The sequence below is a fragment of the Pseudomonas sp. EpS/L25 genome (assembly GCF_001512295.1).
GTDB lineage: Bacteria > Pseudomonadota > Gammaproteobacteria > Pseudomonadales > Pseudomonadaceae > Chryseomonas.
The window spans coordinates 240,267-262,653 of record NZ_LNUP01000001.1 but is presented as its reverse complement, the minus strand read 5'-3'; the positions used below and the strand labels follow the sequence as shown (position 1 = coordinate 262,653).

The 22,387-nt window shown below is 63.0% G+C and carries 18 protein-coding genes and 1 pseudogene; 5 read left to right on the top strand and 14 right to left on the bottom strand.

Features of this window, described 5'->3' with window-relative positions:
* Positions 1-232 precede the first annotated feature (232 nt).
* Positions 233-973, bottom strand: coding sequence for an NPP1 family protein (locus tag AR540_RS01275; RefSeq protein WP_065242492.1), 741 nt, complete (start codon positions 971-973; stop codon positions 233-235).
* A 432-nt stretch (positions 974-1,405) separates the two neighbouring features.
* On the opposite strand from AR540_RS01275, the gene AR540_RS01270 reads away from it, so the two are divergent.
* On the top strand, positions 1,406-1,834 hold the full coding sequence (locus AR540_RS01270; protein ID WP_059226040.1) for a pyridoxamine 5'-phosphate oxidase family protein: 429 nt from the start codon (positions 1,406-1,408) through the stop codon (positions 1,832-1,834).
* 4 nt (positions 1,835-1,838) lie between these two features.
* On the opposite strand, the gene AR540_RS01265 is transcribed toward AR540_RS01270, so the two are convergent.
* The 8 genes from AR540_RS01265 to AR540_RS01230 form a co-directional block, all read right to left on the bottom strand.
* On the bottom strand, positions 1,839-3,047 hold the full coding sequence (locus AR540_RS01265; RefSeq protein ID WP_059226039.1) for an amino acid deaminase: 1,209 nt from the start codon (positions 3,045-3,047) through the stop codon (positions 1,839-1,841).
* Positions 3,044-3,817 carry an IclR family transcriptional regulator gene (locus AR540_RS01260; RefSeq protein ID WP_059226038.1) on the bottom strand — a complete coding sequence of 258 codons (774 nt, stop codon included), beginning with the start codon at positions 3,815-3,817 and terminating at the stop codon, positions 3,044-3,046. Before AR540_RS01260 ends, AR540_RS01265 begins: the two co-directional genes overlap by 4 nt.
* Before the next feature lie 13 nt (positions 3,818-3,830).
* Positions 3,831-4,217 carry a RidA family protein gene (locus AR540_RS01255; protein WP_059226037.1) on the bottom strand — a complete coding sequence of 129 codons (387 nt, stop codon included), beginning with the start codon at positions 4,215-4,217 and terminating at the stop codon, positions 3,831-3,833.
* Between the two features lie 28 nt (positions 4,218-4,245).
* Entirely contained in the window at positions 4,246-5,022 is a 777-nt protein-coding gene (locus tag AR540_RS01250) for an amino acid ABC transporter ATP-binding protein (protein ID WP_059226036.1), read from the bottom strand.
* Complete coding sequence (locus AR540_RS01245; protein ID WP_059226035.1) at positions 5,019-5,681, bottom strand: amino acid ABC transporter permease; 663 nt, start codon at positions 5,679-5,681, stop codon at positions 5,019-5,021. The genes AR540_RS01250 and AR540_RS01245 overlap by 4 nt, the downstream gene beginning before the upstream one ends.
* 153 nt (positions 5,682-5,834) lie before the next feature.
* Positions 5,835-6,497, bottom strand: coding sequence for an amino acid ABC transporter permease (locus AR540_RS01240; RefSeq protein WP_059226034.1), 663 nt, complete (start codon positions 6,495-6,497; stop codon positions 5,835-5,837).
* 47 nt (positions 6,498-6,544) lie between these two features.
* Positions 6,545-7,324: a transporter substrate-binding domain-containing protein gene (locus tag AR540_RS01235; RefSeq protein ID WP_223855486.1), complete on the bottom strand. Its 780-nt coding sequence runs from the start codon at positions 7,322-7,324 to the stop codon at positions 6,545-6,547.
* A 427-nt stretch (positions 7,325-7,751) separates the two neighbouring features.
* Positions 7,752-9,212, bottom strand: coding sequence for an N-acyl-D-amino-acid deacylase family protein (locus AR540_RS01230; protein WP_059226033.1), 1,461 nt, complete (start codon positions 9,210-9,212; stop codon positions 7,752-7,754).
* Positions 9,213-9,387: 175 nt separating this feature from the next.
* On the opposite strand from AR540_RS01230, the gene AR540_RS01225 reads away from it, so the two are divergent.
* The 3 genes from AR540_RS01225 to AR540_RS01215 all read left to right on the top strand — a co-directional run bounded on the left by AR540_RS01225 (position 9,388) and on the right by AR540_RS01215 (position 13,198).
* Positions 9,388-11,406: a methyl-accepting chemotaxis protein gene (locus tag AR540_RS01225; RefSeq protein ID WP_059226032.1), complete on the top strand. Its 2,019-nt coding sequence runs from the start codon at positions 9,388-9,390 to the stop codon at positions 11,404-11,406.
* 96 nt (positions 11,407-11,502) lie between these two features.
* Positions 11,503-11,934, top strand: a complete 432-nt coding sequence (locus AR540_RS01220) for a LexA family protein (protein WP_059226031.1) — start codon at positions 11,503-11,505, stop codon at positions 11,932-11,934.
* Positions 11,927-13,198 carry a Y-family DNA polymerase gene (locus AR540_RS01215; RefSeq protein ID WP_059226030.1) on the top strand — a complete coding sequence of 424 codons (1,272 nt, stop codon included), beginning with the start codon at positions 11,927-11,929 and terminating at the stop codon, positions 13,196-13,198. Before AR540_RS01220 ends, AR540_RS01215 begins: the two co-directional genes overlap by 8 nt.
* 17 nt (positions 13,199-13,215) lie before the next feature.
* Here the strand turns inward: AR540_RS01215 and cycA are convergent, their stop codons facing one another.
* Positions 13,216-14,598 carry a D-serine/D-alanine/glycine transporter gene (cycA, locus tag AR540_RS01210; RefSeq protein WP_059226029.1) on the bottom strand — a complete coding sequence of 461 codons (1,383 nt, stop codon included), beginning with the start codon at positions 14,596-14,598 and terminating at the stop codon, positions 13,216-13,218.
* Between the two features lie 247 nt (positions 14,599-14,845).
* Between cycA and AR540_RS01205 the strand changes: the two genes are divergently transcribed.
* Entirely contained in the window at positions 14,846-17,023 is a 2,178-nt protein-coding gene (locus AR540_RS01205) for a hybrid sensor histidine kinase/response regulator (RefSeq protein WP_059226028.1), read from the top strand.
* Between the two features lie 355 nt (positions 17,024-17,378).
* On the opposite strand, the pseudogene ilvA reads toward AR540_RS01205, so the two are convergent.
* From ilvA to AR540_RS01185, 4 genes and pseudogenes are all read right to left on the bottom strand, one after another.
* A pseudogene (gene ilvA, locus AR540_RS01200) lies at positions 17,379-18,878 on the bottom strand (threonine ammonia-lyase, biosynthetic); the annotation flags it as partial.
* Positions 18,879-18,898: 20 nt separating this feature from the next.
* Positions 18,899-19,801, bottom strand: a complete 903-nt coding sequence (locus AR540_RS01195; protein WP_059226027.1) for a DMT family transporter — start codon at positions 19,799-19,801, stop codon at positions 18,899-18,901.
* Positions 19,802-19,811: 10 nt separating this feature from the next.
* Positions 19,812-20,543, bottom strand: a complete 732-nt coding sequence (locus AR540_RS01190) for a 2OG-Fe dioxygenase family protein (protein ID WP_059226026.1) — start codon at positions 20,541-20,543, stop codon at positions 19,812-19,814.
* A 9-nt stretch (positions 20,544-20,552) separates the two neighbouring features.
* On the bottom strand, positions 20,553-21,701 hold the full coding sequence (locus AR540_RS01185; protein ID WP_201786095.1) for a fatty acid desaturase: 1,149 nt from the start codon (positions 21,699-21,701) through the stop codon (positions 20,553-20,555).
* Positions 21,702-22,387 lie beyond the last annotated feature (686 nt).

Here is a 22,387-nt window from a genome sequence, read left to right as displayed (position 1 = left end):
CTTGAACCTCCCGCTTCATCACCTGCTTGAACACTAGGTAATCTTGAAAGGCACAGGGTCTGTTCTGAAAACAGACCCATAGCACCAGTCTTGCTGGGGTAGCGGTGTCAATCCGCCTCCAGTGCAAAGGGCGGGTGATAGGCATCTCTACTGGCCGGACGATCCGCTGGTCGCCGAACCGACCGCGCGGGCCAAGCCGCGCGGCCAGTGAGGCAGCCATGCCCGCGGGGCGTCACTCGGTCTTCCAGGCCTTCTGCAGGTTGGACCAGAAGGCGCCGTCATCCTTGAAGGGTACGCTCGCGGCGCCGAAGTCGTAGCTGTTCAGGGTGTTCTTGGCGGGCACCGGCATCCGGCTCCAGCTGATCAGCGGCTGGCTGCGGCCGTTGTCGTTGGTCCAGTCGAGGGAATGATCGGCGAAGCCATCGTAGGTGGCGTGGTAGCCGACCTTGGGGTGCACACCGTTGACCAGATAGCCGTCCCGGCCGCGCCAGAGCGGGGGGTTGTAGTTGACCCGATACTTGCCGTGGGTCGAATAATCGATCTTCAGGATGGGCGAGCCGACCTTGCACTGGTTGGTCCAGACCACGATGTTTTCCCAGTCATGGCGATGACCCCCGGCCGCGCCCAGGTAGTTCGGCGGTTGATCCTTGGGGAAGTAGTAGGAATACATGATCGCACAGTGATCGTAGTATTCGGCCATGCGTGAATAGACCTGGCCATTGGTGCCGCGGCAATGGCCATCCGGGGCGCCCGAGGGGTTCAGGCCGCCGCTGACGTTGCCGGCGGAGTCCACGGCGGGATAGTTGTTACAGGAGTCCGGGCCGTCGGCAATCATCGGCTGGAAATAGAGTTCCACATCGGTGGCATTGGCGGGAATCTGTTGCACCTTGTCATGGTCGAGGACGGCGGCGAAGGCCGGGGTCGTCATGTACAACGCGGTGGCTGCCATGCATAGCGAGATCTTACGGCTCATAAAGACTCTCTCCATGAAGTCGTGCAGTGAATGTTCGGTCGAATCCTCGTCGAGCTGGAAACCGGGCAGGACCCGGCTCAGCGCTCATTGTCCTGGCGGTTCTTGTTAGTTCTATTTAAGTGCGATGACGCTTGGGTGGCATTGGCGAGTCAGATAGACGTCAAGGTCAGGCTTTTCACGAGTGAAGGTCGCTCTTGGGCACCGAGCTGCTGTCCTGGTCATCCTGTCCTGCCAGCGGGACGAGGTGGTGCGCCCAGGGGCATCACCAACCGGCCGCCCTGCCGCTGGCAGCGCCCTCGGCGATCGTGAGGTATCTGCCCCGCACCTCGTCCGAAAAGCACTGGGCGCTTCGCCAAGGCGGAACCGAGTGGCAGCAGCACCGGGTCTGAATGCAGACAGGCACTGCCTGCCCACCTCACCGGAGCGACCCCCATGGCCGACAAGACCCTGCACGACCTTTCCAAAGCGATGCGCGACCTGGATTTCCGCATGCTGACTACCGGCACCGGGCGCTTGACCAGCCGGCCAATGAGCAACAACGGCGACGTCGAATATGACGGGGACTCCTGGTTCTATGCCTACGAGGACTCGGCCAAGATCCGCGACATCGAGCAGGATCCGGCGGTGGGGCTGAGCTTCAGCGAGGGCAAGAGTCTGCTCGGCAAGCCCGGCCTCTTCATCGGCATCGAAGGGCATGCCGAGCTGATCCGCGACAAGGCGCAATTCGAGGCGCACTGGACCAAGAGTCTGGATCGTTGGTTTCCCCAGGGCACCGACACGCCCGGCATGATCCTCATCAAGGTGCATGCCGAGCGCATCCGTTACTGGGACGGCGAGGAAGAGGGCGAGCTGCGACCCTAACGCCCTAGAAACAGGTCGCGAAGATGTCCACCACCTGCAGTTCCTCATCGACGATGCAGCCTTGGCGCCACTTGTCGAAGGTCAGGCAGGGATGGGAGGTGCCCAGGGCGATGACGTCGCCGATGGCCAGCGCGGTCCCCGGGGCGACGACCATGAAGGCGTGCTGGTCCATGATGGCCGTGACCGTGCAGCCGCTGACGTCGACGGCTTCGGCAGCGGTCTGGCCAGGTCGGTAGCGGCGCAGCGGCAGCGGCAGGCCGGCATCGTGGGCGATGTCGCGTTTGCCCAGCGCCAGGATGGCGAAACCGGGTTCGGGCAGGGACTGCACGTGAGCCCAGACCTCCATTGCCGGTTGCAGGCCCTCGTTCAGGCCGGTGCGAGCCAGGACGCCACACTGGGCATCGCGATAGATCCCGTGGTCATGGACCACATAGCTGCCGGGGCGCATGACGGCCAGAAAGCGCTCGCGCACCTCCAACTGGTCGAAGGCGGCGGCGATCAGGTCGTACCAGGCCGAACCCGAGGCGGTGACGATGGGCCGGTCGAGGGCGAAGGCGCCCTGGCCGCGCAATTCTTCCGCCAGGCGCACCAGGGAATCGGCGAAGGCGCGGATGTCGGTGGCCGCCTCGGCGCCGTGGATGACCCCCTCGTAGCCTTCGATGCCGGTCAGGCGCAGCGCCGGTTGCCCGGCGATGGCCCGCGCCAGCTCACGCACTTCGGATTCGCTGCGGCAACCGCAACGACCGCCGGGTACGCCGTATTCGATCATCACCTGCAGCGCCAGGCCGCGTGCGCCGAAGAAGGCGCTCAGGGCGGTGACCTGGGCGGGATGATCCACCAGGCAATGGAAGTCGAAGTCCGGATCGGCGGTGAGCAATTCGGCGATCAGCGCCATGTTCGGCGCGCCCACCAGCTGATTGGCCATCAGTACCCGGCGCACGCCGTGGGCTTGGGCGGCGCGGGTCTGCACCGCGGTGGCCAGCGTCATGCCCCAGGCACCGGCCGCCAGCTGTCGCTGGAACAGCGCGGGCGCCATGCTGGTCTTGCCGTGGGGCGCCAGTTCGGCGCCGCGGTCGCTGGCGAAGGCCTGCATCCAGGCGATGTTGTGGTCGAGTGCGTCCTGGTGGATGACCAGGGCGGGCAGGGCGATGTCGCTGAGCAGACTGGCGCCAGGACTGGCGGCGCCTTTCTCGGGGGCGATGAGGGTGGTCATGGATTCTCCTGGCCGCCCAGGCGCTGGGACAGGCGGCGGGCGCTGTCGACCAGCACCTGGCGGTACTCGGCATGATGGGCCTGGGCGTCGGCGCGGGGTGCGACGATGCACAGGGTGGCGATGCTCAGGCCGCTGGCATCCTGCACCGGAGCGGCGAAGCAGTGGGTGTAGGTGTCGGCGATGCTGTCGAAGGAAAAGAAGCCTTCGGCGCAGGCCGCGCGGATCTCGGCAATGAAGGTCGCCGGGTCCAGGCGGCTGCCGTCGGGCAGGATGAAGTCGTCCTGATCGATCAGGGCGAGGATCTCGGCATCGCTCAGATGGCCGAGCAGCAGCCGGCCGGAAGCGGTCCAGGGAATGGGGGCGTCCTCGCCGACGTTGGACGAGATGCGAAAGGCGCGGGCGCCTTCCTTCATCAGGGAGACGGTGTACTTGCGGCCGTTGAGCTGGCATAGCTGGGCGGTCTCGCGGGTCTGGGCGACGATGTCGTCCAGCAGCAGCCCAGCCTCGCGGGCCAGATCGAAGTGGCGCAGATGGGCCTGGCCGAGAAAGTACAGCTCGCGGCCCAGGTAGACCTGACCGTCGCGGCCCACGGCATCGAGCATGTGCCGCTCCAGCAGGAGACCGACCAGGTCGTAGACGGTGGACTTGGGAATGCCCAGGCCGGCGGCGATCTCGTTGGGTCGCAGCGGCCGACCCACCCGCTTGAGGTGATCGAGGATATCGAAGGCGCGGTCCAGGCCGCGGGCACGCTGGCGGGTAGGTTCGGTCATCGGGCGGTGTATCTCAGGTCTTGGGTTTGTAGGCGATGCAGTCGATCTCGACCTTGCAGTCCACCATCATGGAGGATTGCACGCAGGCGCGCGCCGGGGCGTTGCCGGCGAAGTACTCGGCGAACACCTTGTTGAAGCTCCAGAAGTCACGCGGATCGTCCAGCCAGACGCCGGTACGCACCACGTGCTCCAGACCGTAGCCGGCTTCGTGCAGGATGGCGATCAGATTCTGCATGGTCTTGTGGGTCTGGGCGACGATGCCGCCGTCGATGATCTCGCCATTCTCCATGGCCACCTGGCCGGAGACGTGCAACCAGCCATCGGCTTCCACCGCACGGGCGAAGGGCAGGGGTTGGCCACCTGCGCCGCGTTCGCCGGCGCCGTATCGGGTGATGCTCATAAGGGTGCTCCTGTAGTGAGGGAAGGATTCAAAAAGAGGTCCGGCCGAGGAATTCGGCGAGACGGGTGGACTTCGGCCGCTCGAAGAGTTCACGGGGCGGCCCCTGCTCCTCGATGCGGCCCTGGCTCATGAAGACGATGCGATCGGACACCTCGTAGGCGAATCTCATCTCGTGGGTCACCAGCAACATGGTCATGCCGTCCTGGGCCAGGTCCTTGATCACCGCCAGCACCTCGCCGACCAGCTCCGGGTCCAGGGCCGAGGTGGGTTCGTCGAACAGCATCAGACTGGGATTCATGGCGATGGCGCGGGCGATGGCCACCCGCTGCTGCTGCCCGCCGGAGAGCTGGCCGGGATGGTAGTCGCGGCGCTCGATCAGGCCGACCCGGCGCAGCCACTGCTCGCCGATGGCCACGGCTTCGTCCTTGCCCAGCTTCTTGACCTTGCGCAGGCCAAGGGTGACGTTTTCCAGGGCGGTGAGGTGGGGGAAGAGGTTGAATTGCTGGAAGGCCATGCCGGTGAGCGAGCGCTGGCGGGCGATCTCGCGCTCCGGCAGGCGCTGGCGGCGACCGCCCTCGTCGCGATAGCCGATGGCCTCGCCGGCCAGCTGGATGCTGCCGCCCTGGAAGTCTTCCAGCAGGTTGACGCAGCGCAGCAGGGTGGTCTTGCCCGAACCGCTGGAGCCGATCAGGGTGACCACGTCGCCACGCTCCAGGGACAGGTCGATGCCCTTGAGCACCTCCACGGCGCCAAAGCTTTTGTGCAGGTCGTCGATGCTGAGCAGCGGGGCGTTGGCGTCGGTCATGGCAGGGTCACCCGTTTTTCCAGATAGCGGCCGAGCCGCTCGATGGCGAAGTTGATGAGAAAGAACAGCAGGCCCGCGAACAGATAGAACTGCAGGGTCATGAAGGTGCGGGCGATGACCTGCTGGCTGCTCAGGAGCAACTCGGCCACGCCGATCACCGAGAGCAGGGTGGAAGCCTTGACGATCTCGGTGGAAGCGTTGACCCAGGTTGGCAGGATCTGGCGCAGCGCCTGGGGCAGGAGCACCTCCTTGAGACTCTGGGCGAAGGTCAGGCCGATGGCCTTGGCCGCTTCGTGCTGGCCGCGCGGAATGGCCTGCAGGGCGCCGCGGACGATCTCCGCCACATGGGAGCCGCAGAACAGCAGCAGCGCCGCGGTGCCGGCCTGGAAGGGCGTGGGCCGCAGGCCCAGGGCCGGCGCCATGTAGTAGCAGGCCAGCACCAGCACGAACACCGGGGTACCCCGGATCAGGTCGGCGTAGAGGCGGAAGGGCAGGCGCAGCGGCCAGCGGCCATAGGTCAGCGCCAGGCCGCCGAGGGTACCCAGCAGGGTGCCGCCGAGCACCGCCAGCAGCGAGCAGGCCAGGGTGGTGGCGAAACCGGCGGCCAGGGTCTGGCGGGCGTTCCACAATTCAAGGAACCAGGAAGGGGCTTCGTACACGATCGGGCTCCTAAGAGCCTGTTCAAAATCTCGCGAGCTAGAGCCAAACAAGGCGAAAAGACCTGAGGAAGCGGAGTTTACAAATGGTAAATGAGCATTCCGAAGGTCTTTTCAACGCCGTTTGGCCGACGCGCAGCAGACTTTGAACAGGTTCTAACGGGTCAGGCTCAGCCGTCGCTCCAGTTGCCTTAGCAGCAGGGCGATGACGTAGCAGGTGAGGATGTAGAGGGCGCTGGTCACCAGCCAGGTCTCGATGACCCGGTAGCTTTCCATGTTGATCTTGCGCGCCTGATAGGTCAGTTCCGGCACGGCGATGGCCGCCGCCAGGGAGGTGTCCTTGAACAGCGAGATGAAGCTGTTGGACAGCGACGGCAGCACGTTGCGCAACATCACCGGGATGATGACGTAGGCCTTGATCTGCCATTCGCGCAGGCCGATGGCCAGGCCCGCCTCGCGCTGGCCCTTGGGAATGGCCATGAGGCCGCCGCGAAATACCTCGGCCAGGTAGGCACCGGCATAGAGCGCCAGGGTGATGAGGAAGGAGCTGAGCTTGTCCAGGCGGATACCGACGCTGGGCAGGGCGAAGTACAGCAGGAGGATCAGCACCAGGATCGGTGTGTTGCGCACCAGGGTGACGTAGCCCGCCGCCAGCCAGCGCAGCGCCCGCACCGGCGAGAGCAGGGCGAAGGCGGTGGCCAGGCCGATCAGGCAGCCGATGGCGATGCCCACCAGCGCCAGCTGCAGGCCGAGGGCGAGCCCGGCCAGCAGGTGATCGAGGTTTTGCCAGACGGGGGCGAAGTTCAGGGTGTAGTCCATGTACGACATCTACCTAGAGGCGCGGACCGGCCGCGCCGGGGCCAGGATCACTTGAACTCGACGGGGAAACCGATCGCCGGAGAGGGCAGCTCGACGCCGAACCACTTCTTGAAGGAGGCCTGGTAGGTGGGGAATTCCACCCCGGTCATGGCCTCGTGCAGGGCGGTGTTGACGAAGTTCAGCCAGTCCTGGTCGCCGCGTTTGACCGCGCAGGCGTAGGTCTGGGGACTCCAGGCGTAGTCGGGCGAGCGGTAGCGACCGGGATTCTGGGTCATCAGGTACTTGACCGAGGACTGGTCGGTGGCCACGGCGTCGGCGCGGCCGGTGCCCAGGGCCTGGTAGAGCAGGTCGACGCTGTCGTACTGGTCGACCTTGGCGCCGGGCAGCGCCTGGTGCACCAGTTCTTCGGCATAGACGTTCTGCAGTACGGCCACGGTCAGGTCGCCCTTGGCCGCCTTGAGGTCGTCGATCTGCTGGTAGCGGCTGTTGGCCGGCAGGAGCAGGGCCACGCCTTCGCGGTAGTAGGGCAGGGTGAAGGCCACCTGCTGGGCGCGGCTGGCGGTCACGGTGATGAACTGGCAGCTGATGTCGACCTTGTCGGTGAGCAGGTTGGGGATGCGCGCATCCGAGCCCTGCACGACGAATTCGACCTTTTCCGGATCGTTGAACAGGCCCTTGGCGATGACCTTGGAGATATCGATATCGAAGCCCTGCAACTTGCCGTCGGCGCCCTGGAAGTGCCAGGGGGCGTTGGTGCTGCCGGTGCCCACGACCAGATGGCCGCGCTTGAGCACGTCATCCAGCTTGGCCGCCTGGGCGCCGGTCATGGCGACCAGGCCGACCAGCAGCGCCAGTGTTTTCCACCCCTTCGTCTTGCCTGTCATCTTGCTTCTCCATCTCCGTTATAGCGGAATTGTGTTCGTAACAACGGAATAGAGTGCAGCGACTATGCCAGCTATTCGTCCGGCGTTGCAAATCAAGGGCTTGGCATGAGCGGCAGGTAGCGAAAGGTGTACCCGGTGCCTCAAGGGGCACCGGGAGGTGGCGGAAGGTAACGAGGGTGCACCAGGTAGAGGCGTTACCCGGTAGCGTTCCCTAGGCTATGTACGAAAAATGCCTGCGCTCGGTGATGCTTCGTTGAAAAAGGCTTCGGAATGCTCATTTACCACTCGTAAACCCGAGCGCGGGTCCGATCCGCTTCCTCAGCCTTTTTCGCCTCGCCTGACCTTCGCTCGGCGACTTTTCGTACAGAGCCTAGGGGCGCGGAAAGCTCTGGCGCAAATCCCCGGCGCGGGGCAGGAACCGGCCGTGGCGCTCTTCGATGGCCTGATCCGGCGCATAGGCCAGCTGGCCATTCACCCAAACGGCGTGGATGCCTTCGGCCGGCCGTTGCGGCTCGCTGAAGTCGGCCACGTCACGGATGCGCTGGGGATCGAACAGCACCAGGTCGGCCTGGGCGCCCGGTTCGATCAGGCCGCGTCCCTGGAGGCCGAAGCGGGCGGCGGAGAGCCCGGTCATCTTGTGCACGGCGGTGTGCAGCGGAAAGAGGCCGAGGTCCCGGCTGAAATGACCCAGCACCCGCGGGAAGGCGCCCCAGAGCCGCGGATGGGGGAAGGGGTCCTCGGGCAGGCCATCGGAGCCGATCATGCTCAGCGGATGGGCGAGGATCAGCCGCACGTCGGCCTCGCTCATGCCGTAGTAGACGGCGCCTGCCGGTTGCAGGCGGCGGGCGGCGGCTTGCAGCTCCAGGCCCCAGTCGGCGGCGATGGCGGCCAGGTCGCGGCCGCTGCATTCGGGATGCGGGGTGGACCAGGTGATGGTGATGCGGTGGCGGTCGGTGACCTGCTTGAGGTCCAGGGTGGAGGAACTGGCGGCATAGGGATAGCAGTCGCAGCCGACCGGTTGGCCCTGGGCGGCCTGGGCCAGGGCGCCGAGCAATTCCGGCGCGCGCCCCCAGTTGTCCACCCCGGCGCACTTGAAGTGGGAGACCACCACCGGCGCCCGCGCTCGGCGACCGATGTCCAGGGCTTCATCCAGCGCCTCGTGCACCGCGGCGAATTCACTGCGCAGGTGGGTGGCATAGAGTCCGCCCACGGCGTCCAGCTCGGCGGCAAGCTCCGCCACCTCCGCGGTCGGCGCCGCTGCGGCGGAGGCATAGGCCAGCCCACTGGAGAGGCCCAGGGCGCCGGCGGCAAGACTTTCCCGTAACTCCATGCGCATGACGGCGATCTCGGCCGGGGTGGCGGCGCGGTCGAGGTCGTCGAGGTGATTGCTGCGCAGCGCCGTATGGCCCACCAGAGCAGCCACGTTGACGCCGGGACGCGCCTGTTCCACGGCCGCACGATAGGCCGCGAAGGTGGGATAGACGAAGGCCGCCGCCGGGCCCAGTAGATTCAGCGGGTCCGGCGGCTCGCCGCGCAGGCGTACCGGAGCGGCGCTGATGCCGCAGTTGCCCACCACCACCGTGGTCACCCCCTGGCTGAGCTTGGGCAACTGCTGCGGCCGGCGGATGACCATGGTGTCGTCGTGGGTATGGACATCGATGAAGCCGGGAGCCAGCACCAGGCCGCTGCCGTCGCGGACCTCCCGCGCCGGTTGCCCGGCCAGTTCGCCCAGCGCCTGGATGCGGTCACCCCTGATCGCCACGTCCAGCGGTCGGCCTGGACGGTCGTGGCCATCCAGCACAAGGGCATTAAGAATCACTACATCATGCATGCCAGAGCCATCCTACAACCGTTGGGGGGTACCTTTCGACCGTCGGGGGGCAAAAGGCCATAGAAGCGAGCCGGCGGGCTGATAGCAATAGAACTGTTACAGAAGAATCTGTCTATTACGTCACAAATTGGGCGGTACAGCCCGAGTGCCCCCTTCTGCTGCCCGTGAGTTCGCCATGAATCTGTTGACCCCTGCCATAACGATGATGAATCGCTTGAGATTCCCCGCCAAGTTCGCCTGTCTGGCGGCCATCATTCTGGTGCCCCTGGTATTCCTCAGCGTCTATCTCTATCAGGACATCCAGGAACAGCGGGTCGGCCTGGCCCAGGAGATCGACGGCCAGCGCTATCTGACGCAACTGACGCCGATCGCCCGACTGAGCATGCTGCAGCGCGCCCTGACCAAGCGGCTCCAGGATGGCGATGCCTCCGCCCAGCAGGACTGGCAGAACAACCGTGACAACCTGCTCAAGGCCTATGACGATCTGGGCCGCCTGGATCGCGAACTCGGCACCCAGTTGGAAACCGGGGATCGCTTGAGCCAGTTGCGGCGGGGCGCCGAACGCCTGATGCAGGGGGCCACAGGCACCCCGCTGGAGGTATTCGAGGCCTGGAACGAGCAACTGACCCAGACCCTGAACCTCTTCTATTACGTCTCGGCCACCTCGGGCCTGGCGCTGGACTCGGATTACACCAGCCTCTTTCTCATCGACATCACCTCCGTACGCCTGCTGCGGGAAATCAACCTCATCGGCCAGCTGCGCGGCCTGGCCACGGGTCTGAGCGCTACCAACAAATTTGATCCGGCCAGTCTGAATCTGGCGCGCAGCGTAGTGAACCAGGAACGGCAGAGCGCCGACGAACTGGAACAGGGCCTCAAACTCCTGGCGCGCCAGGCACCGGAGCTGGCGCAACGACTCAAGGGCTCCCTGGGCCAGGCGGCGAACGACTATGCCAACTTCCGCCAGGGCATGCTGGCAGCCATGACCAATGAGGGGACGGTTTCCGGTCGCGCCCTGGGTACCCAGGGCAATGCCGTGGTCGCCCGCTACTACCAGGTGCAGGACGAGGCGCAGGGCCAGCTCTCCCTGTTGCTGGCCGAGCGACTGGCCCATGCGACTACCCTGCGTAATCTGGTAGTGGGCCTGATCCTGGGTGCCCTGCTGCTGCTGATCTATACCTTCGCCGGCATCTACCGGGCCCTGCGCCTGGGGATCGCCGAACTGGTCGGGGTGACCGCCGCCGCCGCCCAGGGCGATCTGAGTCGCCGCGCCGCCCTGCAAGGGCGTGACGAGATCGCCGACATCGGCCGTAGCCTGGATGCCATGCTGGAGGCCTTCGGCCGTTCCCTGCGCGAGGTCGATCAGGCCTCCAACGCGGTGGCCGAGGCCTCGGGGTCCCTGGCCGGCTCCAGCGGCCAGTCGCGTGCGACCATGCAGATGCAGCAGGGCGAGACCGACCAGGTGGCCACCGCCATCACCGAGATGACCGCCAGCGTGGCGGACGTCGCCAACAATACCGAAGGCGCCGTGGCCGCCGCCCAGCAGGCCGATCAGGCCACCCGGGAAGGCACCCGGGTGATGCAGCAGACGCAGCGGGCCATCGAAGCCCTGGCCGCCGAGGTGGACCTCAGCGCCACCAAGGTCGCGGCCCTGGAAAGCCACAGCCAGGCCATCGGCGGGGTCATCGCGGTGATCCGCACCATCGCCGAGCAGACCAACCTGCTGGCGCTCAACGCCGCCATCGAAGCGGCCCGAGCCGGCGAGCAAGGCCGCGGCTTCGCCGTGGTGGCCGACGAGGTCCGCACCCTGGCCTCGCGCACCCAGACCTCCACCGAGGAAATCCGCCGCATCATCGAGCAGTTGCAGGCCGCCACCGGCGAAGCCGTCGGGCAGATGCAGGCCAGTCGCGGCCATGCCCTGACCGGCGTCGCGGCGGCCGAGCAGGCCAGCGTCAGCCTGACCAGCATCGGCGCCGCCGTGGAGCGCATCGTCGACGTCAACGTGCAGATCGCCAGCGCCGCGGAACAGCAGGCCGCGGTCTCCGAAGACATCAACCGCAACACCACCGGCATCCGCGCCAGCACCCTGCAGGTCCTGAGCGGTATCGAAGCCGATGCCGGCACCGCCGAGCGTCTCGCCGGTCTCTCCCAGGACCTGCGCGGCATCGTTTCGCGCTTTCGCCTCAGCGCCTGATCGCGCCGCTCATCGGCGGAGATCAGGTCGGACTTTACAACCTGGCGGCCGCGGATAACTGTATAAATAGACAGTTATCCGCAGGAGCGCCTTGTCATGTCCGTTACTGTCCTGGGTTGCCTGGAGTCGTCCGAGACCCGGCTGCCGCTCTATGATTTTCGCCTGCCGTGCGGCTTTCCCTCGCCGGCTCAGGATCATCTGGAGCGCCAGGTCTCGCTGGACGAACTGGTCGACCTGCGCGCGCCCCACACCTATGTCATCCAGGTCAGTGGCGACAGCATGACCGGCGTCGGAATCTTTGCCGGCGATCTGGTGATCGTCGATCGCGCCCGGCCGGCAAGGGTCGGCGACATCGTGGTGGCGGTCCGCGATCGTGAACCCACCCTCAAGCGGCTCGGCCGGCGCGGCGCGAATTTCGTGCTGCTGGCGGAGAATCCGGCCTATGCGCCGCTGGTCATTGGCGAGCGTGACGACTTCGAGGTCTGGGGCGTGGCCACCCACAGCCTGAGGCGCTTCGGCCATGGCTGAGTCGGTGCTGGCGCTGATCGACTGCAACGCCTTCTATTGCAGTTGCGAGCGGGTCTTCCGCCCGGACCTGGCCGGGCGCGCGGTGGTGGTGTTGTCGAACAACGACGGCTGCGTCATCGCCCGTTCGCCCGAGGCCAAGCGCCTCGGCATCGCCATGGCCGCGCCCTGGTTCCAGGTGCGCGAGCTGGCGCAGCAGGGCCTGGTGACCGCCTTCAGCTCCAACTACGCCCTCTACGGCGACCTCAGCGACCGGGTGATGCGCACCCTGGCGACCCTGGTGCCGCGCCTGGAGCGCTACAGCATCGACGAGGTGTTCGCCGATCTCGCCGGTTTACCCGAACCCCTGGACGCCCTGGGCCACCGGCTGCAGGCGCGGGTGCAGAAGTGGACGGGCATCCCGGTCAGCGTCGGCATCGCCGGTACCAAGACCCTGGCCAAGCTGGCCAATGCCGCGGCCAAGCGCTGGCCGGAACGGACCGGCGGGGTGCTGGATCTGCGCGATCCGGTGGTGCGGGACTGGGTCCTGCACCATTCGCCGGTGGATGATGTCTGGGGCGTCGGACGGCGCCTGGCGGCGCGGCTGCGCGCGGACGGCGTGACCACCGCCTGGGAGCTGGCGCGCCAGGATGCCTGGTCGCTGCGCCAGAGATACAGCGTGGTGCTGGAGAAGACCGCCCGCGAGCTGCGCGGGCTGGCCTGCCTGGGTCTCGAAGAACTGGAGGCGCCGCGGCAGACCATCTGCAGCAGCCGCATGTTCGGGCGGCGCCAGTACCAGTTCGGCGCCCTGGCCGAGGCGGTGGCCAGCTACACCGCCCGCGCCGCGGAAAAGCTGCGTGCCCAGGGCTCGCTCTGCCGCGCCCTGAGGGTCAGCATCCAGACCGGCATGCATGGCGCCGACGAGGGACGCTACGCCAACGCCAGCCTGCTCAATCTGCCCGTGCCCAGCGACGACACCCGGGTGCTCAACGACTACGCCCAGTCCGGCCTGCGCGAGATCTTTCGTGATGGCTTCGGCTACGCCAAGGCGGAAATCCTGTTGCTCGATCTCTGCCCGCGCGAGGCACTGGCCGCCGATCTCTTCGCCACGGCGGCGGACCCCGCCAGCACCCGACTGATGGCGACCCTGGACGCCATCAACGGCAAGTTCGGTCGCGAGACCCTGAGACCCGCGCGCATCCCCCGCGATCCCGCCTGGCAGATGCGCCGCGACCTGCTCAGCCCGCGCTACACCACCTGTTTCGACGAGCTTTGGTCGGTGAGGTGAAGCCCGCGCGCCAGCCGTCAGGCCGCCCGTGCGGTGCGGCGGCGCTGCCAGGCGTAGCCCACGCCGAGCAGCAGGAACCACAGCGGGCTGGCCAGCAGCGCCTGGCGGGTGTCGTCCTGCAGGGTCAGCAGCACCAGTACCGCGGCGAAGAAGGCCAGCACGGCGTAGCACACCCAGCGCCCACCCGGCAGGCGGAAGGTCGAGGCGGCATGCTGCTCCGGGCGATTGCGTCTATAGGCCAGCCAGGCCAGCAGGATCAGCGACCAGACGAACATGAACAGCACCGCGGCCAGGGTGGTGACCAGGGTGAAGGCGGTGACCAGGTTCGGGATCAGGTAGATCAGCACGGTGCCCAGCAGCAGGCATAGGCAGGACAGCAGCAGCCCGCGCGCCGGCACCGCCGCCCGCGACAGGCGGGTGAGGGCGCGCGGCGCATGGCCTTCGCGGGCCAGGCCATAGAGCATCCGGCTAGTGGAGAAGATGCCGCTGTTGGCCGAGGAGGTGGCCGAGGTCAGCACCACGAAATTGATCAGGCTGGCGGCCATGGGCACCCCGGCCAGCACGAAGAGTTCGACGAAGGGGCTCTTGTCCGGCACCACCTGGCGCCAGGGCGTCACCGCCATGATCACCACCAGCGCCAGCACATAGAACACCAGGATGCGCACTGGAATGGAGTTGATGGCGCGCGGCAGGTTGCGCCTGGGGTCGGCGGTCTCGGCAGCGGTGGTGCCCACCAGTTCGATACCGACGAAGGCGAAGACGGCGATCTGGAAACCCGCGCAGAAGCCGCCCAGGCCCATGGGGAAGAAGCCGCCGTCGTTCCACAGGTTGGCCAGGCTAGCCACGTTGCCCGCGGGCGACTGGAAGCCCCAGGCCACCAGGCCGAAGCCGGTGACGATCAGGGCGCAGATGGCGACGATCTTGATCAGCGCGAACCAGAACTCCAGTTCGCCGAACAGCCGCACCGTGACCAGGTTGAGCCCCAGCAGGAGCAGCACGCAGAGCAGCGCCGGGATCCAGGGCGCGAGGCTCGGGAACCAGAACTGGGCATAGGCGGCGATGGCGATGACATCGGCGATGGCGGTGACGATCCAGCAGAACCAGTAGGTCCAGCCGCAGAAGAAACCCGCCCAGGGCCCGAGCAGGTCGGTGCAGAAATCGATGAAGGACTTGTAGTCCAGGTCGGACAACAGCAGCTCGCCGAGCGCGCGCATGACGAAGAACAGCGCACTGCCGATGATGAGATAGACCAGCAGGATCGAGGGGCCGGCCAGGGCGATGGTCTTGCCCGAGCCCATGAACAGCCCGGTGCCGATGGCGCCGCCGATGGCGATGAGTTGCAGGTGACGATTGGACAGGCTGCGTTGCAGCCCTTCGGGCGGAGTGGGTGACACGGACATGACGAGCGGATACCTGGCAGGAAGCGGCGGGGCGGACAAGGTAAGAGATGCGCGGCGGGGGTGCCAGTCGTTTTGCCCGGACAGCATGCCGCAGGGGAGTCCTACCATTGGTGGCTGGCCTCGCACCGTCGGTCGCTCGTAGGGCTGGTGGGTACTGGCGTAGCTGCCTATCATGACTCGACCGGGCCCAATGCAGAGGACCCGGGCGACCGCTTGATCCATCCGTGCCTCTGCCAGTGAGTCGCCCTTGTCCTATCTCGAATCCTTCGCCTGGGAAACCACCCCCTTGGGACGGCGCACCGACTGGTCGGCCGCGCTGGACGCCATCTATGAAATGCTGATGGCCTCGCCCTTCGCCATGTGCGCCACCTGGGGGCCGGAGCAGACGCTGATCTACAACCATGGCTATGCGCCCTTTCTCGGCGCTCGGCATCCCGCGGCACTGGGCCAGCCGGTCCAGGCGGTCTGGGCGGAGTTGTGGGACGAGATCGGGCCGTTGATCGACCGGGTACTGGCCGGCGAGGCCTTGCACTTCGTCGACAAGCACTTCGTGATGACCCGCAACGGCTATCCCGAGGACACCTACTGGAGCTTTTCCTACAGCCCCCTGCGGGACGGCGCATCCATCGTCGGCATGCTCAACATCACCACCGAAACCACCGCCAGCGTTCAGGCCCATCGGCAGCGCGATGTGGCGGAAGCCGCGTTGCGGCGGCACAACCTCACCCTCGAACAGGAACTCTCGGCACGCATCGATGAGCTCGACAGCGCCCGTGCCGCGGAAAGCAGCGTGCTGGCGGCCGCCGAGCGCGTGCAACTGGCCCTGGCCGCCGGCGCCATCATCGGCACCTGGTACTGGGACCTGCCCACCGATAGATTCACCGTCGACGAGGCCTTCGCTGTCAATTTCGGTCTCGATCCGGCCCTGGGGCGCGACGGCCTGAGCCTGGCCCAAGTGGTAGCGAACGTGCACCCGGACGACCAGGCCGGGCTCGCCGCCGCCATCGCCGAGGTGATCGGCCGCGGCGGCCGCTATGCCCACCAATACCGGGTGCGCCGGCGCGATGGCCACTACTACTGGCTGGAGGCCAATGGCCACGTCGAACTGGCGCCGGACGGCACGCCCCTGCGCTTTCCCGGCGTGCTGCTGGACGTGGATGCCCGCCGCGCCCTGGCCGACGAGCGCGACCGCGCCCTGGCCGATCTGCGCGACCTCACCGCCACCCTGGAGCAGCGCGTCGAAGAGCGCACCGAAGAACTGCGGCGCTCGGAAGAGGCGCTGCGCCAATCGCAGAAGATGGAGGCCGTCGGCCAGCTCACCGGCGGTATCGCCCACGATTTCAACAACCTGCTGGCGGGGATCTCCGGCAGTCTCGACCTGATGGGCCTGCGTATCGGCCAGGGGCGCTTCACCGAACTGGACAAGTACCTGACCGCCGCCCAGGGCAGCGCCAAGCGCGCCGCGGCCCTGACTCACCGGCTGCTGGCCTTCGCCCGCCGCCAGACCCTGGCGCCGGAGGCGACCGACGTCAACCAACTGGTGGGGGGCATGCTCGACCTGGTGCAGCGCACCGTCGGCCCGGCCATCCAGGTGCAGTTCAACAGCCTGCCGGACAACCAGCCACTGCTGGTGGACCAGTCCCAGCTGGAAAACGCCCTGCTCAACCTCTGCATCAACGCGCGTGACGCCATGCCTGCCGGTGGTCGCATCCTCATCGCGGCCAGCGAGCGCCTCATCGAAGTGCAAGGAGTCAACGGCTTCGAAATGGCTCCCGGCCGCTACCTGCACCTGAGCGTGACCGACACCGGCAGCGGCATGACCCCGGAGGTCGCCGCCAAGGCCTGCGAACCCTTCTTCACCACCAAGCCGATGGGGCAGGGTACCGGCCTCGGCCTGTCGATGATCTACGGCTTCGCCCGCCAGTCCGGCGGCCAACTGCGGCTGCGCTCGGAAGTGGGCGAAGGTACCACCGTCTGCCTCTACCTGCCCCTGCGGCCGGCGGAATGCCCGAGCGGATCCGCGCGCGCCTGCGATCTTCAGGGTACCTTGGAGGGGGCCAATGCCACCGTGCTGGTGGTGGACGACGAGCCCACCGTCCGCATGCTGGTCACCGACCTGCTGCGCGAACTGGGCTACGTCATCATTGAGGCCGCCGACGGCGCCGGCGGCCTGGAAGTGCTGCACTCCGATGCCCGTATCGACCTGCTGGTCACCGACGTCGGCCTGCCCGGCGGCATGAATGGCCGCCAACTGGCCGACGCCGCCCGCGTCCACCGCCCGGCACTCAAGGTGCTCTTCATCACCGGCTTCGCCGAAACCTCCTTGCTCAGCGACGGCCATCTGGAGCCTGGCATGGCCATCCTGACCAAGCCCTTCGCCGTGGACACCCTGGCGCAGCGGGTGAAGGGCTTGGTGGAGGGGTAAACGTCCACCCTCTTCCAACCCGTTTGCCAGGTTCATCTTTACCTTCGGCTATCCGCTGGTGCTAGCAGAGAGTCGCCAGGGGCAAGGCCATCGCCAAAGATCACTATTCAGTGCCGAGCGCGACGGTGTGCCGATAAGAGAAAGGCTCCACGTAACAGAGGGAAAGGCGAGCGCCTGCAACGGTCTACCGGCGAGCCAGACTGACAAGGCGCAAAGCGCCGTTCATGCTTACGCCTGATAGACACCCTGGAGGGGGCCTGCAGCCTTTCCAGGGCGCCACATCTCGCTAGAAAACCAGCGAAGCGGACGTGGATTTTACGGCGCTGAAGTGGCTGTCGTGGTATGGAACGGAATCCAAGAATATCGAGAGGGATTCATTGGTGGTGACTACGTCGTATATATAGCCTAGCTGGTCCATTCTTTGTTCGAATGGCTCTTCTATGTTCGCCGCTGACTCCAGCCCTATAATCACATCGCCCTGTGCCGCTCCATGGTTTCTATAATGAAGTAGGGTAATGGCCGTCGGCTCCTCCAAGCAGGCGAGAAAATTGTGAAAGGCGCCGGGTCGTTCGGGGAAGGCAATTCTATAGATGGTCTCGCGTGTATGGGATAACTTTCCGCCGATCATGTGTCGGACATGAGCTCTCGCCACTTCGTCGTGACTCAGATCGATCACGCGGATGCCGTTCAGGTTTTCTTCGTGGAAGAAGGCGCTTTCTTGAGTGTCGTTGGTTTTCTTCAGCCCAATGAAGACGGCTGCTTTGTCGCCCAGGCACCGCCTGTAGTTGAACTCAGTGATGTTCAGCGATTTTACCTTTGCGCAGAGGTTCTTCAGGCTTCCAGGCTGTTCAGTGATAATGGCTGCAAACAGCTTTTCTTGCTTGTCACCCAAGAGGGCGCGCTCGCAGATGTAGCCTAGTCGGTCAAAGTTCAGGTTGGACCCGCTGCATATGGCTACGACTGACTTGTTTTCCACGTTCCGGTTGGCGAAGAATTTTTTTACGCCGGCAATTGCAAGGGCACCAGAAGGCTCGAGCAACGCGCGTGAGTCTTCGAAAACGTCCTTGATAGCAGTACAGATCTCATCCGAATTTACGGTTATTATGTGATCTATAGTGTCTTTGCAAATGTCGTAGGTGATGCTTCCTGCCAGGTCTACCGCGACGCCGTCAGCAAAGATTCCAACACTCGATAATTTGCTGGGTTGGCCGAGCGATATCGCTCTTTGCATGCAGTTTGCGTCATCTGGCTCCACGCCGACGATTACCGTATTGGGGGAATGGTGTTTGATGATGGCTGCGATACCGGCAATGAGGCCGCCACCTCCTATCGGAACGAATATATAGTCCATGCCTGCAGGACGCTGCTCTAGAAGCTCCAACGCAATGGTGGCTTGTCCTTTGATGACTTCAAGATCATCAAAGGGATGGATGAACTCAAGTCCCTCTGCGTCACGGAGCTGGTGAGCAAGCGAGAGGGCCTCAGCAAACGTATCGCCGTGCAAAATGACGTTTGCACCGAACTCCTGGACTCCTTTTATTTTAATTGTGGGCGTGGTAGCGGGCATGACTATGGTGGCTGCACAACCGAGGTGGCGTGCTGCACAAGCCAGGCCTTGTGCGTGATTGCCGGCAGAGGCGGTGATCACTCCGTAGGCGCGCTGTTTTTTGGATAGAGAAAGAAGCTTCTTGTAAGCACCCCTGATCTTGAAGGATCTTACTCCCTGCATATCTTCTCTTTTCAAGAAGATTCTGTTTCCGAGCTTGGCTGAAAGTTTTTTGGCTTCGCCAAGCGGTGTCCTTTCAACTAGGTCATATAACGGAAGAGCTTCATTTTCCGTCAGTGAGGTTGCAATGTCTCTTGCTATGTCGTGGCTCACGTCTTGATCTCCGGGCGCCGTCCTATGATTGGAAATCTAACGCCTCGGTTGTAAGAGATCCCGGCCACCAGAATCAACGCTGCTCCTATGATTTGATGCGGCCTGATGAGATGGCCGAACGCATAGTAATCCACCACGACAGCCACTATCGGGTATATGAATCCCAAGATGGCCAGGCTGGAGGTGCTGGCTTTTTTAAAGGCGGTATAGAGCATTAGGTACATGATGGTCGTGTGGAAAGCGCCCAGAATGAAAATGCTTCTCCACGCTTCAGGGTGCTCAGGCAGTTTGGAAAAATCCGCCAGGAACAAGAATATGACTGCCCCTATAGCCATATGGCTCGTGGCAATCACTTCTGGTCGGACGATCCCCGAGAGCTTTTTCGTCATCAGGGTGGTGATGGCATACAGCATAGCGGCACACAAGGCACTCGCACAGCCTAGAAGGAATCTACTGTCGAATCCATTGCCTTCCGGGCTGACTATTACGGCCAAGCCGAAAAAGGCCACCGCCAGCCAACAGAAACTCGATCTGCTGAACTTTTCCTTCAATGCGAGCATGCTGAAAAACAGCAGGAAAAATGGTTGAAGGTGGTAGATGATAGTGGTTATGCCGATTGAGGTTAAGTTGTAAGCGGTAAAGAGGAAGACCCAGTTGAAGATCAGGGTGATCGCTCCAGCAAATAGCAAGAAAAGCTGGAGCTTGCTGAGATACAGGTTCTTCAGATAGCCCTTGAACAAACAGTACCCGGCCAATCCCACTCCACCAATCACGCAGCGAAAGAAAACGACGTTCAAGGGCGACTGGCCAGATTTGAGTACGAAATAGCCAATCGTGCCGGAGATAACCATGGCAATTGCCATGGTTATCTGCCCTTGTTTTTCATCCGTCAGGGCCATCACGTACTCCTTATTTCTTTTGTTGTACTTCTGCTTCGAGATTAACCAGCATGACGTCTCGATAAGCGACTCCTCCCGTAGAGCCAAGGGGAGTTACCGCATGTTTTTTCATGGTGTCCACAATTAAAGTGTCGAGAGGCTTGGTTAATCTAAGGACATGCTTCGGCTTATTGTCCATCTCGGAAATCACATTGTCTGCACCTAGTGCGTTTTCTGTAAGATTGATCAGGTGGATGAAGACAAGCGGTTCGTCGTCTAGATGCAGCCATACCGGCGAGCTATATGAGGCGCCCCCTTCGATGGACTTGTACCTGATAAGGTGAATGCTCAGGTTGAGCTCATCTTTACCCATGCGGTTGCAATATTCACGCATCAGTTCGGCATCTTTGCGTAATACCGTTAGGAACAGAGGATCGTCAACGATCGATTCAGAAAGCGGTGGAAAAACTCTGACTTTGCCGCCGTCCGTTTCGTTTGCTCCATAAGACTGAAAATAGTTTTGGGTATTCGATACGCTGAGTTTCAGTGAATAAGGATTGAAAACAAGCTTGATCATGGCTCGATCGCGAACGCCGGGGGCATAGGGGTCTTCGGTGACCTGCTGCGCATAGAACTGCTTGAAGTCTTTCAGTTGCTTGAATGTGATGTTTTCTAGGTAGTGGTCGCCAGGAACATAGCGAAATCCATTCACGATGTTCAGCGGGTTGCTCTTGAGGGGCGTATCCTGCATGACAGTGTCCATACGTTATCCTTAGTTCAGTCTGTACGACAGGTTGGTCGTGTCTATGGTCAGGCTTGATTCGCTGATCCGGGTTAGGGCGTATTCGACGCAGTTCGAGAAGCCCCAGATGTCCGTATAGGTATATACACCCTGGGATTTTTCTTTCTGGACTTCTTCCTCTCGATGTTGGATGGCATTGGGCCAGTCTCTTTTGCCACCGTGTCTATGATGCCAATCGTGCACTGCCAGCGAGCCTTGGACGAAGAGGATTCGGCAAGGAATATGCCAGGCTAAATGCTTGAACCCCCACACTGTCCACATGATCGAAGAGACGACTTTGCTGTGGTGATGCGGAACGGCTTCGCCACAAAAGCGGCCCAGGCTGTTTTGATGGTGGGACTGTTTTACCGTTTCGTCCTCCGCCCTGATCACCCAGGCGTGCTCGGTCACTAAATGCAATAGCGAGCAGATTTGGTACAGCACCGTACAGGGAAGCAAGATAGCAACGAGAAAGTCTTTTAATCCTAGCCAGTAGGCAGTGCACGTCAGTATTGACAGCCACGCCACCGTCATGGCAAGCCGATATAGAGGGACCCCGACTATGTTTGACTTTATCCTTCCAAAGAAGAAGTTCAGGTGAAATATCGGATTTATGCATTGGGCCAGTAGAATAAGCTTGAGTTCCGGGACCGAAAGTCCTGGACATAGCCCCAGCTTATAGATGGCTGCGAGATCCTGATCCTCCCCGGTTGAAAAGTCCTTGCCATGATGCTCGAAGACATGAAAGCGGCGATAGCTTTCATAGGGTTGGACAAGGGTGATGGTTGAAAAGACCTCAGCGACGACTTTATTGGCAAGCGGCGTGTCAAAAACAGTATGGTGCACTGCGTGATGAATTATGGTTGCGACGATATATCTGGCACCTCCCACCGTGAAGAGGGTGGGCAGCAGTAGCCAGATCGAGTTGATATCTGATTGCAAAATTGCAATGGCGCCTGCTATTCCGCCGAAAAACCATAAGCATGACCACAGTAGGCACTCCAATCCAGTCGAGTGCCACATCGTTTCTCGGTCGGGTAACTCTTTGGCGGTTATCCAGGTCCATAAACCCTGGCCAGGTAGCCTTTGATAGCTTTTACGAACCATTTCCGAGTAATGAAGATCGCATTTTTTACTCAATCTATCGCTCCTTAATTAGTAACTTTCCATCTGCTCGAAACTGATGGGTATCGAGTTGCTGCGACATCAGGAGACTTCAGCTGCCGAAGGCGGACTACTCTAGAAAACAAATAAAAAAGCAACAATACCGCTTTGGAGAAAATTATCTTTGCGCTGGGTGCATAGGTGATATGGCGGCAAATGGCCGCTTCCGGTAAGGTTTTTCATTTGAAAACAGAGGGTACGGCTGGCTTGGGGTCGGATGGCTGCAAGGTCTTTAGGCTCTGTATGAAAAGTGTCCACGCATCGGTGATGCTTCGTTGAAAAAGACCTGGATCGCCAGCCTATGGCTTGGGCTGCCCATCGGAATGCTCATTTACCACTCGTAAACTCGCACGCGAGCCCGGTCCGCTTCCTCGGCCTTTTTCGCGGGGCGGCCCGACCCTTCGCTGGGCGACTTTTCAGGCAGGCCCTGGCAAGGCGTGAAAGGCTGTCGCGGTCTGCATGAGCCAGGAAAGCCATGCTGCATCTGAACCTTTGCAGCACTCTTAACTGAATGGCGTGCGTACAGGAACTCAATCCCATGTCATGAGCTTGGGAAACTGTTCCGCCTAGAATCTCAGGTTGCTTCATCGAGTATCAGATTGGCGCTGGAACCCAGTAGAATCGCGGGTTTAAACGGCCTCGGGCTGTCTCATGCTGTCTCA

Excerpts from the sequence above, each read along its gene's own strand:
- AR540_RS01275 (WP_065242492.1), bottom strand. The coding sequence starts at position 973 with ATGAGCCGTAAGATCTCGCTATGCATGGCAGCCACCGCGTTGTACATG.
- AR540_RS01270 (WP_059226040.1), top strand. The coding sequence starts at position 1,406 with ATGGCCGACAAGACCCTGCACGACCTTTCCAAAGCGATGCGCGACCTG.
- AR540_RS01265 (WP_059226039.1), bottom strand. The coding sequence starts at position 3,047 with ATGACCACCCTCATCGCCCCCGAGAAAGGCGCCGCCAGTCCTGGCGCC.
- AR540_RS01260 (WP_059226038.1), bottom strand. The coding sequence starts at position 3,817 with ATGACCGAACCTACCCGCCAGCGTGCCCGCGGCCTGGACCGCGCCTTC.
- AR540_RS01255 (WP_059226037.1), bottom strand. The coding sequence starts at position 4,217 with ATGAGCATCACCCGATACGGCGCCGGCGAACGCGGCGCAGGTGGCCAA.
- AR540_RS01250 (WP_059226036.1), bottom strand. The coding sequence starts at position 5,022 with ATGACCGACGCCAACGCCCCGCTGCTCAGCATCGACGACCTGCACAAA.
- AR540_RS01240 (WP_059226034.1), bottom strand. The coding sequence starts at position 6,497 with ATGGACTACACCCTGAACTTCGCCCCCGTCTGGCAAAACCTCGATCAC.
- AR540_RS01235 (WP_223855486.1), bottom strand. The coding sequence starts at position 7,324 with ATGACCGGCGCCCAGGCGGCCAAGCTGGATGACGTGCTCAAGCGCGGC.
- AR540_RS01230 (WP_059226033.1), bottom strand. The coding sequence starts at position 9,212 with ATGCATGATGTAGTGATTCTTAATGCCCTTGTGCTGGATGGCCACGAC.
- AR540_RS01225 (WP_059226032.1), top strand. The coding sequence starts at position 9,388 with ATGAATCTGTTGACCCCTGCCATAACGATGATGAATCGCTTGAGATTC.
- AR540_RS01220 (WP_059226031.1), top strand. The coding sequence starts at position 11,503 with ATGTCCGTTACTGTCCTGGGTTGCCTGGAGTCGTCCGAGACCCGGCTG.
- AR540_RS01215 (WP_059226030.1), top strand. The coding sequence starts at position 11,927 with ATGGCTGAGTCGGTGCTGGCGCTGATCGACTGCAACGCCTTCTATTGC.
- cycA (WP_059226029.1), bottom strand. The coding sequence starts at position 14,598 with ATGTCCGTGTCACCCACTCCGCCCGAAGGGCTGCAACGCAGCCTGTCC.
- AR540_RS01195 (WP_059226027.1), bottom strand. The coding sequence starts at position 19,801 with ATGGCCCTGACGGATGAAAAACAAGGGCAGATAACCATGGCAATTGCC.
- AR540_RS01190 (WP_059226026.1), bottom strand. The coding sequence starts at position 20,543 with ATGGACACTGTCATGCAGGATACGCCCCTCAAGAGCAACCCGCTGAAC.